This is a genomic window from Bacillus multifaciens (assembly GCF_030756675.1).
Lineage (GTDB): Bacteria > Bacillota > Bacilli > Bacillales > Bacillaceae_G > Bacillus_A > Bacillus_A multifaciens.
Map to the genome: position 1 here is coordinate 22,850 of NZ_JAVBXD010000005.1, position 18,284 is coordinate 41,133.

The 18,284-nt window shown below is 36.5% G+C and carries 16 protein-coding genes and 1 riboswitch; all 16 genes read right to left on the reverse strand.

Features of this window, described 5'->3' with window-relative positions:
- Positions 1-22: 22 nt before the first annotated feature.
- Complete coding sequence (locus tag Q9306_RS05130) at positions 23-913, reverse strand: helix-turn-helix domain-containing protein (RefSeq protein WP_306195991.1); 891 nt, start codon at positions 911-913, stop codon at positions 23-25.
- Positions 914-934: 21 nt separating this feature from the next.
- Entirely contained in the window at positions 935-1,720 is a 786-nt protein-coding gene (locus Q9306_RS05135) for a DUF3388 domain-containing protein (protein ID WP_020059071.1), read from the reverse strand.
- A 151-nt stretch (positions 1,721-1,871) separates the two neighbouring features.
- Positions 1,872-2,120: a DUF3243 domain-containing protein gene (locus Q9306_RS05140; protein ID WP_098917274.1), complete on the reverse strand. Its 249-nt coding sequence runs from the start codon at positions 2,118-2,120 to the stop codon at positions 1,872-1,874.
- Between the two features lie 108 nt (positions 2,121-2,228).
- On the reverse strand, positions 2,229-2,942 hold the full coding sequence (gene ymfI, locus Q9306_RS05145; RefSeq protein ID WP_306195995.1) for an elongation factor P 5-aminopentanone reductase: 714 nt from the start codon (positions 2,940-2,942) through the stop codon (positions 2,229-2,231).
- Positions 2,943-2,963: 21 nt separating this feature from the next.
- Entirely contained in the window at positions 2,964-4,250 is a 1,287-nt protein-coding gene (gene yfmH / locus Q9306_RS05150) for an EF-P 5-aminopentanol modification-associated protein YfmH (protein WP_306195997.1), read from the reverse strand.
- A 1-nt stretch (position 4,251) separates the two neighbouring features.
- Complete coding sequence (gene yfmF, locus Q9306_RS05155; RefSeq protein WP_306195999.1) at positions 4,252-5,526, reverse strand: EF-P 5-aminopentanol modification-associated protein YfmF; 1,275 nt, start codon at positions 5,524-5,526, stop codon at positions 4,252-4,254.
- A gap of 131 nt (positions 5,527-5,657) precedes the next feature.
- Positions 5,658-6,617: an ABC transporter permease gene (locus Q9306_RS05160; RefSeq protein WP_306196001.1), complete on the reverse strand. Its 960-nt coding sequence runs from the start codon at positions 6,615-6,617 to the stop codon at positions 5,658-5,660.
- On the reverse strand, positions 6,618-7,676 hold the full coding sequence (locus Q9306_RS05165) for an ABC transporter permease (RefSeq protein ID WP_306196003.1): 1,059 nt from the start codon (positions 7,674-7,676) through the stop codon (positions 6,618-6,620).
- Positions 7,669-9,201 carry an ABC transporter ATP-binding protein gene (locus Q9306_RS05170; RefSeq protein ID WP_306196005.1) on the reverse strand — a complete coding sequence of 511 codons (1,533 nt, stop codon included), beginning with the start codon at positions 9,199-9,201 and terminating at the stop codon, positions 7,669-7,671. The genes Q9306_RS05165 and Q9306_RS05170 overlap by 8 nt, the downstream gene beginning before the upstream one ends.
- 80 nt (positions 9,202-9,281) lie before the next feature.
- Positions 9,282-10,364 (reverse strand): BMP family lipoprotein, encoded by a 1,083-nt coding sequence (locus Q9306_RS05175; RefSeq protein WP_306196007.1) that lies wholly within the window; start codon positions 10,362-10,364, stop codon positions 9,282-9,284.
- 89 nt (positions 10,365-10,453) lie between these two features.
- A complete protein-coding gene (locus Q9306_RS05180; protein ID WP_306196009.1) occupies positions 10,454-11,179 on the reverse strand; it encodes a GntR family transcriptional regulator in 726 nt (241 codons plus the stop codon).
- A 236-nt stretch (positions 11,180-11,415) separates the two neighbouring features.
- Positions 11,416-11,518, reverse strand: a riboswitch (purine riboswitch).
- Positions 11,519-11,690: 172 nt separating this feature from the next.
- Positions 11,691-14,054 (reverse strand): DNA translocase FtsK, encoded by a 2,364-nt coding sequence (locus Q9306_RS05185; RefSeq protein WP_306196011.1) that lies wholly within the window; start codon positions 14,052-14,054, stop codon positions 11,691-11,693.
- A gap of 166 nt (positions 14,055-14,220) precedes the next feature.
- Positions 14,221-14,427, reverse strand: a complete 207-nt coding sequence (locus tag Q9306_RS05190) for a YlzJ-like family protein (protein ID WP_306196012.1) — start codon at positions 14,425-14,427, stop codon at positions 14,221-14,223.
- Positions 14,424-15,155: a ClpP family protease gene (locus Q9306_RS05195; protein ID WP_371932327.1), complete on the reverse strand. Its 732-nt coding sequence runs from the start codon at positions 15,153-15,155 to the stop codon at positions 14,424-14,426. The genes Q9306_RS05190 and Q9306_RS05195 overlap by 4 nt, the downstream gene beginning before the upstream one ends.
- 121 nt (positions 15,156-15,276) lie before the next feature.
- Positions 15,277-16,947 carry a ribonuclease J gene (locus tag Q9306_RS05200; RefSeq protein ID WP_306196016.1) on the reverse strand — a complete coding sequence of 557 codons (1,671 nt, stop codon included), beginning with the start codon at positions 16,945-16,947 and terminating at the stop codon, positions 15,277-15,279.
- Positions 16,948-17,395: 448 nt separating this feature from the next.
- Entirely contained in the window at positions 17,396-18,274 is an 879-nt protein-coding gene (gene dapA / locus Q9306_RS05205) for a 4-hydroxy-tetrahydrodipicolinate synthase (RefSeq protein ID WP_306196018.1), read from the reverse strand.
- Positions 18,275-18,284: the final 10 nt, after the last annotated feature.

An 18,284-nucleotide genomic window follows, 5' to 3' on the forward strand; every position in this document is an offset into this window, starting at 1 on the left:
AAAGTCATCGGAACGATGACTATTATTGTGCAGGTTGTTCTCCTAGGTTTTTAATCACCAAAATTTGATGATACATTTCTTCTGCATTTTGTGGAAATTCAACAACTTTACCGTTAATTTTAATTTCCACATTTGGCGCACTACCAATGTTTAAGCGCACAACACGTTCTGACGATAAATCTTGTTGTTGTTTTTCATCCTTATTTAAAGTACCTGTATAAAATTCTTTACCATCTTCGTTTTTAATATCTACATAGCTTGTACCTTTTGCAGTTAATTCTACTTTAAATTCTTTATTATGACGAAGCTCTAATGTAGATTCTTTCCCATTTTTTTTAACAACTTTAATCTCTTCTTGAGCTGTATTTTGTTGCTGCTGAGCTTGTTGAGGTGCTTCTGCTTTTTTCTCTTCTTTCTTTTCTTCTTTCTTTTGATCAAGAGGAGAATTTTCTGCTTTTTCCACTTCTGTTTGTGCATTTTTCGTTTGTTTTACTTGACCATCGTCATTTTTACCTAAAACAAACTGAAACACGAACCAAATTGCTACACCAACAGCAATAACAAGCAATGTAATTAAAATTTTAGGCATATGATCTGCAATTGGTGATGTCGCTGCTCTTTGCACAGTTTCCTGTGCTTTTTGTCCCGTGGAAATTTGCGGAACATCATGAGAAACCGACTGCGGTATTTCGTGTCTATATTCTTCTAGTACCGCCTCTCCATTTAATCCAACTGCTTCTGCATATTGCTTTATAAAGGCACGTGCGTAAAAATCCCCAGGCAATATACTTAAATTTCCTTCTTCAATACTAATCAAATAGCGTTTTTGAATTTTCGTAACTTCCTGCAGCTGATCGATGGAAAAACCTTTCAATTCTCGTGCTTCTTTCAGCTTTTGTCCTAATTCTGTCAATGCTAACACCTCAATATTTCTTTAAAAGTCGAACATAGAAAAATTATTTTGATTTCCTTGTTCAATTTCATCTACTAGACTGTATTGAATTTCTTCATCGTAATCATTTCTCAACTCAATAATGTAATCAAAATCATCAAGAGTATATTCTGACTGACTCACAAATACATCCGGATGCTCTACAACTTTTGTTGCTGGCAATCTCATAATTTCGCGAACAAGCTGCCAGTGTCGTTCATTTGCGCGCTTCGTTGAAACAATTCCATCTAAAATAAAGATATTATCATCATTATATTCATCTTCAATTAATTGACTGCGTACCGTCTGTTTAATAAGAGTCGACGATACAAAAAGCCAACGTTTATTTGCACAAACACTTGCAGCAACGATGGACTCTGTTTTTCCAACGCGTGGCATTCCACGAATTCCAATTAATTTATGGCCATCTTTTTTCATAAGTTCCGCCATAAAATCGACAAGTAAACCTAATTCATCACGAACGAAACGAAATGTTTTCTTATCATCCGCATCTCGCTGTATATATCTTCCGTGCCGAACTGCTAATCGATCGCGAAGCTTCGGTGGACGATATTTCGTTACAGTTATATTATCCATCGTATTTAAAATTGATTCAAGTCTAGAAATTTGTTCTTGATTCTCACACATTAATAATAGTCCGCGCCTAGCATTGTCTACCCCATTAATTGTAACAATATTAATACCAAGCATACCGATTAACGAAGAAACATCACCAAGCAAGCCAGGTCGGTTTTTATGTATTTCATACTCAAAATACCATTCAATCATTTGATGACACTCCCCTTGCTTACTTTACACCTACGTACTATATTATATGATTTTCCCCTAATAGGAAAGTGAAATGTACAATCGAGAACTCGATTTAATTGAAGGATTCTCAAAATCGACAAAAAAAGAGAGGATACTTCCTCTCTTTTCACTACTTATGTTTGACCATTTTTACCATTAAATTTGCAATTATATGTTGCTCTTGTTCATCTGCAACCTTCCATAGCTCCGCCAATAATTTTTCTTGGTCATTACGCGCTTCTACTTCATTTGCTAAATAATCCCCAATGCGATAGGCCATATCAGAAATTGCACCGCCGTCTAAGCCTTTTCCTTGCGCTTGGTCTAAACGCTCTCCTAAAAAGCCTTTCCATTGTTCAAAGTTATCTAATACTGACATCGTTAAGCACCTCACTATTAAGTAATGGAGTCATATTTACTATTTACCACTATGTTCTTTTTTATGTACGAACAAAATGCAAAATACAATACTCCTTACTTTAAACGATTAACAATGCCATCCCCCATTCACTCCAATAATTTGACCTGTTATATAAGATGCTTGAGAAGAAACTACAAATGCAACTGTATTGGCTACTTCTTCTGCCACGCCTAATCGGCCAAGCGGAATTTCTTCTGCAATCTCTTGCTTTTCTTCATTCGAAAATACACGCATCATTTCTGTTTCAATTGCGCCTGGAGCAATCGCATTCACCCGTACACCGCTTAATGCAACCTCTTTTGCCAATGCTTTTACGTATGAATTTTGCGCTCCTTTCACCATTGAATACAACACTTCGCATGAAGCACCTATTTGTCCCCAAATGGAAGAAATAACAACAATATTCCCACTTCGATTTCGAATCATGGAGGGAAGTGCAAATGAAACAAGTTTATATACATTTTTCACTTGTAGCTCCACCATCTCATTTAATTGTTCATCCGTAACATCTGTCGTTAATCCAAAAATACTTTGCCCAGCTGCATATACAATTGTCTCAATTGGATGGTGAATTTGCGACCATAATCGCGAAGCACCATCTGTTTCCGATAAATTAGCCTGAACGGGAATAATATCTTTAAGTTCTTGCTCTAATTGCTGAACTCTCTTTTCACCTTGGTTATAATGAACATACACCGTGTAGCCATCTTTTACTAATCGTCTTACAACGGCAGAGCCGATTCCTCCACTTCCCCCGGTAACTAATGCAAACTTCTTCATCTTTTTCCTCTCTCTACTTCATCATTTCTTTGGAAGTACTTGGCAAACACTAAGTCGTTCTTCTTCTAAAAGGCTCTTCGCAACTGTTTGTAAATCTTGAATTGATAAACTTTCCAAAACAGATAATGCGTCAAACAGACTAGAGCCGTTAAATGCATATCGTGTGAATTGATTTGCAATATATTCTGGTGAATTTAGAGAACGTAAAAAACCACCTATTTTCTTCTTTTTCACACGTTCTAACGTTTCCGCGCATAACTCATCATAATTTGTTTGTAGTAAAATATCCGTTATTCGCTTTGCTAATTCATCTGGATGCTTCGTATCTCCACCAATCATCGCAAAACCAAAACTGCTTTCTTCTGTATAATCGTACGAAAACGTATCATCAATTAAACCTTCATTATACAATGTTTCATAATGGGTAGAACTTTTTCCAAATAAATAATCTAACATAAGTGTTAAAGCAATTTCTTGTTTTAACAAGTCCTTCCCTTGTCGCTTCAAGTCTTGTGTTTTCACACCAACTAAGCATTTCGGTGTTTGTACCGGCATTGTAATAACCATTTTTTTCTCATTTACTTGTTCTGGTTCTTCATCAAAAGATCTTGCAATTTCAGATTGCGCAGTATAATTTTTCTTCGCTTGATTTTGACGCACTAAATCCATCGTTTTCTCTGGATCAATCGAACCAACAACAAATAGCAACATATTGCTTGGGTGATAAAATGTATGATAACACTCATACAGTAAATCTTTCGTAATTTCACTAATTGAATCAATTGTTCCAGCGATATCAATCTTTACAGGGTGTTTCCTATATAAACTGTCAATTAATCCAAAATATAAACGCCAATCGGCATTATCTTGATACATTTGAATTTCTTGCCCAATAATCCCCTTCTCTTTCTCGACAGTTTGTTCAGAAAAGTATGGATCTTGTACGAAATCTAACAATGTTTCTAAATTCTTTTCAACGTTTGATGTACAAGAAAATAAATATGCAGTTCTTGTAAACGATGTGAATGCGTTTGAAGAAGCTCCTTGCTTACTAAATAATTGAAACGCATCGTGATCCTCTTTTTCAAATAATTTATGCTCTAGAAAATGTGCAATTCCATCCGGCACACGAAGCATCTCATTTTTTCCAAGTGGCACAAACGTATTATCGATAGAACCATACTTTGTCGTAAATGTTGCATACGTTTTATTAAAATCTTGTTTTGGGAGAATATATACTTCTAAACCATTGGACAGTTTTTCGTAATACAGCGTTTCTTTTAATTGTTCATAAACGATCTTTTCCATTTTAAACTCCCTCCGTCCCATGTAAGAAGTAAATTGTATCTAGCTGAATATTATGGGCTACTTTAACAATTTCATCTTTCGTTACTCGTTCAATCTCTGTTAACCATTCTTCCACAGGGCGGTCATAATTTGCAATTACTCCATGATACAGAAGTTCTACTAAACCGCGCGGCGTATCAATTGTCTCTAAAACTTGATTTTTAATTACACTTTTTGTTTGTACGATTTCCTCATCAGTAAAATCACCATTTTGCATCGCTATCATTTGTTCTTTAATAATCGTAACAGCTTTTTCGTAATTTTTCCCTTCAATTCCAGACATTACAAACAGAAGTCCCTTATGACTTTCATAACGAGAGGCAGCATAATATGCCAAGCTGTTTTTCTCACGTACATTTACAAATAATTTCGAATGTGAAAAACCACCAAATAAGCCATTAAATAATTGCAAAGCAAAATAGTCTTCGTCCCGATACGTAATATATGTGCGGTATCCTATATTTAATTTACTTTGCTTTAGTTCTTGTTTTTCTACAACCTCTTGTTCTTCTTCATTTTTCTTATGAAGCAATACATTTCTTTCTTTCGGTTCACGTTCAGAAACAGAGAAGTACCGTTTCACAAGGTCAAAAGCCCCTTCTTCAATATCACCTATAATATATAAATCCATTTCATCTTCATCTAATACTTTTTTATAATATTGGTACAACGTTTCGTTTGTAATCTTAGAAACACGCTCTTTTTGACCGTTTGCACTTAAGCGGTACGGCTCTACTTTACACATTTCTTCGATGAGTCGTTCATTTGCATAGCGCATTTTATCATCAAACGTAGATTCGATCCGCTGCACGAGTGCACGTTTTTCACTTTCTACAACTGTTTGTAAAAAACCATTTCCTTCTGTTGCTGGTCTTAGTAAAATATCAGCCAGCATCGCAAGCGCTTTTTCAAAGAGCGGCGGCGCTTCTTGTAAATATGTTTCATTAGCAATGTCTATATAAATAGAAATAACATGATCCTCACCTTTTTTACTTACATCAACAGCTAATGACGAACCATATAGCTCCTCTAAATATTGACGAATTCGAATGACAGATGGGTGTGTTTCAGTAGCACTTTGTAATACATAAGGAAGCAAAGCCCGCTCTGTTACTGTTTCTTCACATAACGGTGACTTTAACCGTAACACAAATGTATTCGTTTTATATTTTTCTGTTGGAATCATATGTACACGTAATCCACCTAATTCATGTGTTTCTTGTTTTATAAGATTCATTTGTAAACCTCCTCTAAAAAGGAATTTTCTTCTTCAATATACAGTTTTCACAAAAGAAAATGCAAATTTTCTCATGTATTAACGTTATTGTATGTCAAAAAACTCGCACTAATGTGCGAGCTTTTTAGCTTTTAACGTTTTCCTTTTTCATATGGTGTTCCAAGCGCTTTCGGAGCTTCGGAACGTCCAACAAAACCAACAAGTGCAAAAATTGTTAATACATATGGTAATATCGTTAAAAAGATACTTGGAATTTGATCTAAAACAGGTATTGTACCACCTGTAACACCAAGTGACTGTGCAAATCCAAAAAATAACGCTGCACCTAGAGCTCCAATTGGATGCCACTTTCCAAAAATCATTGCCGCTAACGCTAAAAATCCTTGCCCTGTAATTGTAGCGCCAGAAAAGTTATTTGAAATAGATGTTGAAAACACAGCACCACCGACACCTGCAAACATACCTGATAGACAAACTGCAATATAGCGCATTTTATAAACATTAATCCCCATCGTATCAGCTGCCATCGGATGTTCACCAACAGCACGTAATCGTAAGCCAAATGGTGTTTTATAAATCACATACCAAACTACAAATGCTAAAATAATTGCAATATATGAAGTTAATGGTACATCAGAGAAAAATATTTTTCCAATAACAGGAATATCAGAAAGGCCAGGAATATCAATTTTTTCAATACGATATTGGATAAAATCAGTTTGACCTTTTCCAAAAATCTTTTTAATCGCAAACACTGTTAATCCTAACGCTAAAAAGTTAATCGCTACTCCGCTGACAACTTGATCCGCACGGAATGTAATTGACGCAATCGCATGAAGAAGTGCAAACAATCCTCCGCCAATTGCTGCAAAAATAAGCGCAATCCACGGTGTCATCGCTCCCCATGTATCTCCCATTAATAGAGTTGTAACAACCCCAATAAACGCACCAAACAACATTAAACCTTCTAACGCAATGTTTACAACACCAGAACGTTCACTAAATACGCCTCCAAGTGCTGTAAAAATAAGCGGTGCTGCCGTATATAACGTACCTGTCACAAGAATGGCTACAATATCTAGGAAACTCATTTATTTCCCCTCCTTGCTAAAACGAGAAAGTGCCCATCGTAAAACGTAGCTACACGCTACAAAGAAAATAATACATGCGATAATAACATTAATGAGTTCAGACGGAACGTTCGCTTCAAAGTTCATTTGCGGTGCAGCACTTTTCAATCCGCCAAATAAAAGTGCGGATAACAAAATACCAAATGCATTATTTGCACCAAGAAGAGCCACGGCAATACCATCAAATCCTATTCCTGTAAAAGAAGACATCGCTGTCATGCTTTGGAATGTTCCAAGCCCCTCCATTGCACCGCCAATTCCAGCAAATGCACCAGCAATCGTCATTGATAATACAACATTACGCGACACTTTCATTCCGGCATATTTAGAAGCGTGCTGATTAAACCCAACCGATTTGAGCTCGTAACCTAATGTTGTACGATCTAATATAAACCACATAATAAGTGCTACAACAATCGCTACAACGATTCCCCAGTGCAGGCGAGAGCCATCTGTTAAAGAGGCTAACCAAGAAGAAGCTAAAGACGCACTCGCTTTTATATCATACGATTTTTCATTTGCTTCATGCAGAAAATTCCTAATGATGTAATAAGTTACATAAAGCGCGATGTAGTTCATCATAATTGTGACAATAACTTCATTTACCTTAAACTTCCCTTTTAAATATCCAGGAATAAATCCCCACAGTCCGCCAACAAGCGCTGCAAATAATATCGATAACGGAACATGGAGGAACGCTGGTAAAGAAACAGCATAACCGAACCAAACAGCAGCAAGCCATCCCACTAGCAATTGTCCTTCTACTCCGATATTAAACAAACCTGTACGGAAGGCAAACGCTACTGATAAACCAGCAAGAACAAGTGGAATCATCGTTCTGAGTGTTTCCCCTATTGCACGTGGATTTCCGACCATACCATCCCATAATGCAGCATAGCCAACGATTGGATCGTATCCGCTCGTAATCATGACAATGGCTCCAACAAGTAAACCAAAAATAACGGATAATACAGGTACTAAAATGTTAATTGTTCGCTCCGTTAAAAATTTTTTAGCCATTTGTGTTCACCTTCTCTTTCTTCTTTCCCCCAGCCATTAGCAGACCTAGCTGTTGCTCATTTGTCTCTTTTGCATTGACAACATCAACAATTTTCCCTTCATAAATGACAGCAACGCGGTCACTTACATTTAAAATTTCGTCAAGCTCTAACGACAGCAATAGAACCGCTTTTCCTTTATCACGCTGTTCAATTAACTTTTTATGAATAAATTCGATTGCCCCAACATCTAAACCGCGTGTTGGTTGTGCAGCAATTAATAAATCCGGATCACGATCCACTTCACGAGCAATAATTGCCTTTTGCTGATTCCCTCCGGATAACGCTCGTGCTGGTGTATGTTCACTTGGAGTACGAACATCAAACTGCCCAATTAATGATTTTGCTTTTTCATAAACCTTTGTAAAATTCAAAACACCTTTTTTAGAATATGGATTTTTATAGTACGTTTGCAGTACCATATTATCTCCGATAGAAAAATCAAGAACAAGCCCATGTTTATGACGATCTTCAGGAATGTGTCCAACACCTTCCTCTGTAATGCGTCTAACTGGCCAATTTGTTACGTCTTTCTCTCTTAACGTAATAGAGCCTGACTCAACTTTTCGTAAACCAGTAATCGCTTCTATTAATTCACTTTGTCCATTCCCATCGATTCCTGCAATACCGATAATTTCTCCTGCACGAACAGTTAAGTCAAGTCCTTTTACGGTAGGTAAATGACGTGCATCGTGCACAACAAGATTGGAAATTTCAAGTACATTTTCACGTGGTTTGGCGTCTGACTTTTCTGTTTTAAAATTCACTTGACGTCCGACCATCAATTCTGCAAGCTTGTTTTCATCTGTATTTGCAACGTCTACCGTTCCAATTCCCTTTCCTTTACGGATAATTGTACAACGATCACATACTTCCATAATTTCTTTCAACTTATGTGTGATAAGAATAATAGATTTTCCTTCTTGCACAAGCTTTTTCATAATATGAATTAGTTCTTGAATCTCCTGCGGTGTTAATACAGCAGTCGGTTCATCAAAAATTAAAATTTCTGCTCCGCGGTAGAGCGTTTTCAAAATTTCTACACGCTGCTGCATCCCAACAGAAATATCCTCTATTTTCGCATATGGATCTACCGACAATCCGTATTGCTCAGATAATGCTTTAATTTCTTTAGCAGCATCATCAATAGCAATCTTCCCGCTTTTCTTCGGTTCATTTCCGAGAATAATATTTTCTGTAACTGTAAAATTATGTACAAGCATAAAGTGCTGATGCACCATGCCAATTCCAAGATCATTTGCTATATTTGGGTTTGTAATTTTTACAGGTTTCCCTTTTATTTTAATTTCACCTTGTTCTGGTTGATACAAGCCAAACAAAACATTCATAAGTGTTGATTTCCCAGCACCATTCTCTCCAAGCAAAGCATGAATTTCTCCCTGTTTCACTTGCAGCGTAATATCATCATTCGCCACAATCCCTGGGAATACTTTTGTAATATTATTCATCTCAATTACGTATTCCATATTAATCCTCCTAACAGGATAAAGTTCTTTATATATGCAAAGGTTAGTTCTTAGAACTAACCTTTGCTATTAATCTACCATTATTTTTTAAGAGAAGCTTCAAATGTTTTGTACTCATTTGGAGTAGAAGGTACTTTAATTTCACCACTTACAATTTTCTTTTTCAATTCTTCTACTTTTGTTAAAATTTCTGGATTTACTTTTTTCACATTGTCAGTTGTTTTTGCAATTCCAACACCATCATCTTGTAAACCAAACTCTTCTGTTTTACCGCCTTCAAGTTTACCGTCTTTTGCTTTTTGTGAAACTTTTTCTACCGCAACATCAACACGTTTTACCATTGAAGTTAATGTTACGTTTTCTGGCATACCTTCTTGGTTTTGGTCACGGTCAACACCGATTACCCAAACATTTTCTCCTTTTTTCTTACGGTTTTTCGCTTCTGTAAATACACCGTTACCAGTAGCACCAGATGCATGATAAATTACGTCTACACCTTGGCCATACATTGCTGAAGCTAATACAGAACCTTTTTCTGGTTTATCGAATGCTTCTGCATATTGAGATACAACTTCAATATTCGGATTTACAAATTTCGCTCCTGCCTTGAAACCAGATTCAAATTTTTCAATTAGAGGACTTTTAATCCCTCCAATAAATCCTACTTTATTTGATTTTGTTGTCATAGCTGCAACCGCACCTGCTAGGAAAGAACCTTCATGGTCTTTAAATGTAATACTTGTTACATTTGGCTTATCAACTACTGCGTCAACAATTGCAAATTGTTTTTTTGTATTCTTTACTGCTGTTTCTTGGATAGCCTCTTGCATTTTATAACCAATTCCGAATGTTAAATTGTAATTAGTGTCTACAAACTTAGCTAAGTTTGGAATGTAGTCTGCATCTTTAGCAGATTCAAGATAGCGATATCCTTCATTTTCTTTTAGTTTGTTATCTTTACCAAACTTTTTTAAACCTTCCCAAGCAGATTGGTTAAATGATTTATCATCTACTCCACCAACGTCTGTAACCATACCAACTTTAAAATTTTTACTGTCTTTTTCCTCTTTTTTCTCGCTTGACTTATCAGTGTTTCCACAAGCTCCTAAAATTGTGCTTGCTGCTAACGTTAATGATAATAAAATTCCCGCTTTTTTCTTCATACTAAAAACCCCTCCTAAAATATGTATCTAGTTAGTTCTACAACCATGTCCCTATTTTCTTGCTGTCACCTCCCTAAAATGAGCACAATCTACATACGTTTTCTTAATACATGGAAGCTAAATTTGTCTGCTCGAAAATAATTAATCGAATATAAAATCGGTTCATCATTTTGATCATAGTGCATTTGCTTTAACACAAGTAATGCTGTTTCAGGTCCACATTCTAAAATTGGTGATATTTTAGAGTGATAGCCAAGAGGTTCAATATGAGCAACAGCATATGTAATGCGTTTATGTGTATTCCTATGTATGACCGTAAGCAATGATTCCTCTTTGTATTCTGACAAATCAGGAAGAACTTCTTTCGGTAACTTATCAACGCAATAAACAACAGGTTCCCCATCTGCTGTACGAACGCGTTCAATCATAAGTGTTTCAAAACCCTCTTCACTATTAAACTTTTCTTTTTCTTCTTCCGTTAAGCTCCCTACTGCTGATGATAGAAATACTGTACCTGGCTTTTTACCTGCACTAGTAATCATATCTGTAATACTAGATAATTGTTCAATTCCTGAAGAAAACAATGGCTTTGCATTTACAAACGTTCCTACACCATGCCGACGAATGACAACGCTTTCTTCTTCTAAAATTCGAAGTGCTTCTCGCAAGGTCGCTCTACTAACGCCTAACTCTTTTGCTAGATCAAATTCGGACGGTAGTTTTTGTTTTTCTTTATATACCCCGCTTTTAATCTTCTCTTTAATGTGGTCAATCACTCGTAAATACAAATGTCGACTATCTGACTTTACTGACATAAGACTCCCCTCGCACTTCACTTATTCGACCTCTGATGTAAGACCTCTTTTCCCTTTTTTTCCACAATTCATATATCATGAATTCCCCTAAATAAAAATAAGAAAGTTAAGATTTGTCGAATAAGTGCTAATAATTTCGTTAAATGAAATTTTCTTTCTTTAACCTATAAAAAAAACTTTGCACCTTACATTTCTCATATGATGAAAAAGTTAGGAACAAAGTTGTTCTACACCTTGTATTGACACTTTTTCCTCATAGTCTAGCAAATTTATGGTTGCTAGGTAGAAACTTATGGACCTTATTACCAAGATTATATGAGGTTTATTTTGATTTCGAAGTAATCGTACCATTTGAAATGATTACTGTCAATACAATCGAACAAAAAAATCGAACGTTGGAATTTTAAAATATACAACCATTCGTATTCTAATTAAAATCACCTTATAGTAAGCGTTATCATTTTTATTTAATAAAGAAACCGACTAGAATGACTTCTAATCGGCTCCTTTTTCACGAACTTTTCTCTTGAATATCTTTTAGTAGCACTTCACGAGGCTTGCTTCCTTCATATGGACCGACAACACCGTTTATTTCCATTGCATCAATCAATCGGGCCGCACGCGTATACCCAATACGAAACCTGCGCTGTAACATAGAGACTGATGCTGTTTGCATATCTACAACAAGCTGCACTGCTTCATCATATAAATTATCCTCTACCTCTTGCTTCGTTTCTTGTACATCTTGCGGAATCATATCCTCTTGATATTGTGCTTTTTGCTGCGCAACAACATACTCTACTACTTTTTCTACTTCATCATCTGATAAAAATGCACCTTGTACACGAACTGGCTTAGAAGCACCAATTGGTACAAACAGCATATCACCTCGTCCTAACAATTTCTCTGCTCCCCCTGTATCAAGAATCGTTCTTGAATCAGTTTGAGAGGAAACCGCAAAAGCAATTCGCGATGGAATATTGGCTTTAATAACACCAGTAATAACATCTACAGATGGACGCTGCGTTGCAATAATTAAATGAATACCAGCTGCACGTGCCATTTGTGCCAAACGCATAATCGCATCCTCAACATCAGAAGAAGCAACCATCATTAAATCCGCCAACTCGTCCACGATAACAACAATATACGGAAGTTCTGGTTGCTTCGCTTCAGATTGTTCATTATGTTGTTTAACGTATTCGTTGTATCCTTCAATATTCCGTGTTCCGCTATGCGCAAACAATTCATAACGTCGTTCCATTTCATTGACAACCTTTTTTAATGCCTGTGACGCTTTTTTCGGGTCTGTCACAACAGGCGTTAATAAATGCGGAACACCATTGTATACATTTAATTCTACCATTTTAGGATCAATCATCATAAGTTTCACTTCATGCGGTTTAGCGCGCATTAAAATACTTGTAATAATCCCGTTAATACATACACTCTTTCCGCTACCAGTTGCCCCTGCTACTAGTAAATGGGGCATTTTATTTAGACGTGCTAATACAGCTTCACCTGTAATATCTCGCCCAAGTCCAATTAATAGCTTTTCTTCCGGATGATTATTTGCTTTCGAATCCAATACTTCTCTTAACGTAACCACTGCAACTTCTGCATTTGGCACTTCAATACCAACAGCTGATTTCCCTGGGATCGGTGCTTCAATTCGAATATCTTTAGCCGCTAAAGCTAGTGCTAAATCATCACTTAAACTAACAATTTTACTAACTTTAACTCCCATATCAGGATATACTTCATATTTTGTAACAGCTGGCCCTCTATGAACCTTTGTTACTTTCGCTTTCACACCGAAGCTTTGGAATGTTCGTTCCAACTTACGAGCATTTTCATAAATCGTCTCATTCTCATTTGTCACTTGCTTATTGTTCGGAAACTTTAATAGTTCTAAAGACGGCAACTTATAGTCTTTATTTTCAACATCAGAAAAATGCATTGGCGGGGCTGTCGTCTCTCCGGAAAGCGATTCAACAATTTTTCCACCTTTTTTCCGCTGCGGCTGTTCTTCTTGCACCGGCAAAGGATCCTCTTGAGTTGCTTTAGGAAGTTCTTCACTTATTGGATCCGGCGTTGCATAGTTTTCAGTAAAGTTTGATATAATCGGCGGGGCTACATCCACTTCTTCTATACGCTCTACTAACTCCGGCACATCTTGCACATGACGTTCACTCCGCGTGCGAGATGCCTTTTTCTTTTCAGTTTTTTCAACAGCCCGTTTCGTTTGCCAATCTTTATAATCACCTTGCATCACTTGAAATTGCCGTCTAAGTATACTTCCAATCGGCGCAAGTACTTCTCCTATATGTTTATTTGTAATACATAATACACCAAGCAAAATGAGAATCATTCCAATTATGTACGCGCCAACCTCATCAAATAAAAAATAGCATGTCGCAAACATAATAGCCCCAAACATTCCCCCGCCTAAATGTACTGAATCGACTCCTTTTTTCATTTCATGAAAGAACAAATCTTTTGTCGTTACAATAACAGATGAACTTTGTACTGCCCCGTCTTTTGTTAAAAGGTTAACTAATGTAATGTGACTAAACATCAATATCGCTAATACGATTAAATATAGACCAATCAATCGTTTGTTTAATAAATTCGGCCACTCTCGTTTTATAACAAACGCTATAGAAAGTGCAATAACCCCAAGTACTCCAAGTATGTACCATTCTCCAAAGAAAAAGCGAAAAAATAGCACGAATGCTTTTCCGACAACACCTAGTTGCATAATTGTAATGATGGAGAGCGCAAAAAGAGTCAAACCGACGATTTCGTAGTACAAAGTTGGCTTTAAGGTACGTCTTGCTTTTGTTTTCGTCCCTCTTTGCTTTTGTTTTGCCATTTCTTCACCTCAAATTCTCATTCAAAAATATAACTTTCACAGAATCATTATAGTCCCATTCAAACAGGATTTTACAGAATAAACTGAAGAAAGCAGCCTACACACACGGCTGCTTCACCCTCTTGTTTTTTATATTATACCATAGCTCATAAACAAAATCCTGCTTTTACGAAAAGGATATTTTCTGCCCAGGTTCATATTGTAAAAAATGTTGGGGGTTTGTACTTAATACACGTACAACAGAATAATTATTTTCATTTCCCATTTCCACAACCATATCAATACCATCTACATGAATAATTTTCTGTTTCGTAAATTCACTATGATCCATCGGATACACGAGTTGCTCTGGCATAATCGTATATAAAATCATTGTAGCAACGCCCCACCTTGTTCAGTTGATGTTTTTGCATCAATTAATTCATTTAATTTTTTGATTGCTTGGCCAATCCCTCCAACATCATCAATTAAACCATATTTCACCGCATCCAAACCTACAACATTTGTACCAATATCTCGCGTTAAATTCCCTTTTGCAAACATTAACTCCTTAAAACGATCTTCTGTTACTTTGGAATGCTTTGTTACAAAACGAATAACACGCTCTTGCATTTTATCTAAATACTCAAATGTTTGTGGAACACCTATTACAAGACCTGTAAGACGAATAGGGTGAATTGTCATTGTTGCTGTTTCTGCAATGAATGAATAATCTGTTGATACCGCAATCGGCACACCAATGGAATGGCCTCCGCCAAGTACAATCGATACAGTCGGTTTTGAAAGCGAAGCGATCATTTCAGAAAGCGCAAGCCCAGCTTCCACATCCCCTCCAACTGTATTTAACAAAATTAATAATCCTTCAATTTTAGGGTTTTGTTCAATTGCTACAATTTGCGGAATAACATGTTCATATTTCGTCGTTTTATTTTGTGGTGGCAATTGCACATGCCCTTCAATTTGCCCTATAATCGTTAAACAATGAACACGCGATTCATTTAATTGCGGGACATTTGTCTGTCCAAGCTGCTGAATTTTCTCTAATACAGAAGCTTCTTTCGTCTCTTCTTTTGTCTTGGGCTCTTTTTCTTCACTTTTCATTTCATCACGCTCTATCATGTCGTATCCCCTTTCTCACGTATATAACTATTATTTGTTAAGTTATAAATTTCATTCGACAGAGGATAAAAGAAAAAGCTGCCTATAAATAGGCAGCCCTCTCTTATACTTCCATGATAATTGGTAAAATCATCGGTTTTCTCTTCGTTTCTTCAAATAAAAATTGTCCAAGTAATTCACGAATATTTTGTTTTAATGTTGACCATTCAATAGAATATTCTTTAATAGATTGTTCTACAATTGTACGTACGATATCAGTTGATTTTTCAATTAACGCTTCAGATTCACGAACATAAACAAATCCTCGCGAAATTATTTCTGGTCCAGAAATAATTTTTTTCTCATCTTTCCCAAGGGTTACAACAACGACTAAGATACCGTCTTGCGATAGCATTTTTCGATCTCGTAACACGATATTCCCAACATCACCAACGCCTAATCCATCAATCAATACATTTCCAGCTGGAACCTTCCCTGCTGGTTTCGCTTCACCATCTGTAAAGGAGATTACTTCACCTTTTTCAGTGATAAAAATACGATTCGAATGAATTCCAACATCCTGAGCTAAACGGGCGTGAGCTTTTTGCATACGAAATTCACCATGTACAGGCAAGAAATATTTTGGTTTCATTAAATTCAACATTAACTTCAATTCTTCTTGACTACCGTGCCCAGAAACATGGACTTTCTTTTCTCCATAATATACGACATCCGCACCTGTCCTAAATAATAAATCAATTGTTCTTGAGACAGATGTTTCATTCCCTGGAATTGGGGATGCTGCAATAATAACTGTATCACCTTTACGAATTGAAATTTGTTTATGAGCTTGTCTTGCCATCCTAGTAAGGGCAGCCATTGGCTCACCTTGACTTCCAGTCGTTAAAATTGTCACCTTTTTCTCAGGATAATTATCAACTTCCTGCAGTGAAATTAACATACCGTCTGGAATATTTAAATAACCTAGATTATATGCAATATCAACTACCTTTACCATACTCCGGCCCACTACTGCTACCTTACGACCAGTTTCATAAGCCGCATCGAAAACTTGTTGAATACGATGAACATTAGACGCAAATGAAGCTACAATTATACGGCCTTCTGAATTATAAAATACTTTAGAAATCTCTACACCGACTTCTCTCTCAGATCCTGTATAGCCAGGACGCTCTGCATTTGTACTATCAGATAGTAAGCAAAGTACACCTTCATTGCCGATTTGTGCCATTTTTCCAATATCCGCACCATTATTCCCAATCGGAGTTTGATCAAATTTAAAATCACCAGTGTATACAATTGCACCTTGTGAAGTATGGAAGCAAACACCCACTGCATCTGGGATACTGTGGGTTGTTTTAAAGAAAGAAACCGTTGTCGTATCGAATTCTACAGTAGCATTAGAATCGATTGTTCTTAAATCAACACGGCCTAACATGCCCGCTTCTCCTAATTTTTCTTTCACTAGACCGTTTGTTAGTTTGGTTCCATAAACTGGAATATCTAATTTTCTTAACACATAAACAATACCACCAATATGATCTTCATGACCATGTGTTAAAAATAGTCCTTTTACGCGCTCTTTATTTTCCACTAAATATGTGATATCAGGAATAACAATATCTATTCCAAACATCTCTTCTTCTGGAAACATAAGTCCTGCATCCACAATAAAAATTTCAGAATCAATTTCCACGCAGTACATATTCTTTCCAATTTCGCCCACTCCGCCGAGAGCGAATACTTTTACAGTATCTATCTCTTTCTTCTTCATGTTGTTGCCTGGTTTAAAAATAGTATAAAAACTGATCCCACTAACATTGTCGAGAAACCAGGGGAAACTCCACCATCATTTTTCAACATCTAAAACGAAGGTCTTATCACGTTTTTTGTTTTTAAACCAGGTTCCACCTCTCTTTCATTATATAAATCAAATATTTTATGTAATTTCATACACAATCCGATAATCCGTAATGTTTTTCCATTTTTGCTAAGCATACCCGTACTAAGCTACTTAGCCATATTATAACTGATATAAGAAATAGAACACAAGTTAAATTATAAGAAAGCAAAGAGAAGAATATGTATAAGAGGATACACCGGATAACAGTAAAGTTAACTAGTTGGTCTTAAAAGTGTTGTATAACCCGTAATTATTTCCCCAATGTAGAGGGATAAAATACAAAAAGTGGCTTAGCACATATCACTAAGCCACTTTCCTATTAGCGAGGAATAGATTGGATAACTTCAAGTAATTGCGTTCTTTCTTCTTCAGTCAATGGTAGAAGAGGTAAACGAACAGAACCAACGTCTAGTCCTACGATTTGCAATGCCGTTTTGACCGGAGTTGGACTCGGTGCCATAAATAATGCATTTGTCACTCTTACTAACAATTGATGAAGCTTTTGTGCTGTTTTCATATCACCAGTTTGGAATGCTACAATCATGTCTTGCATTTCATTACCAATAATATGAGAAGCAACAGATACAATCCCTTTTGCCCCAATTGCCATAGCTGGCAATGTTAATCCGTCATCACCGCTGTATACAGCAAAATCAGCATCTGTTTTTTCGATAATTTCTGTCATCGTTAATACGTCGCCGCCCGCATCCTTGATTGCAACAATGTTTGGAATTTGTGATAAACGAACAACTGTATCAACAGAAATTTGTACAATAGATCGACCAGGAACGTTGTATAACATGATCGGCAGTTTTGTACTTTCAGCAATTGTTTTAAAATGCTGATACATACCTTCTTGACTTGGTTTATTATAATACGGTGCAACTAACATAATCGCATCTACGCCTTCTTCTTCCGCTTTTTTCGTAAGCTCCACAGAAGCATGCGTGTTGTTGCTACCAGTTCCAGCTATCACAGGCACCCTTTTATCAACAACAGATACGACATGACGATATAACGCTACCTTTTCTTCAGATGTTAATGTAGGAGATTCACCCGTTGTTCCTCCTACAACGATTGATGTTGTCCCGTTATCAATCAAATAATTTACCAATTTTGTTGTCTTTGCAAAATCGATGTTTCCATTTTTATCAAACGGTGTGACCATCGCAGTTGCAATTGTCCCAAAATCTCTCATGGTCTCACTC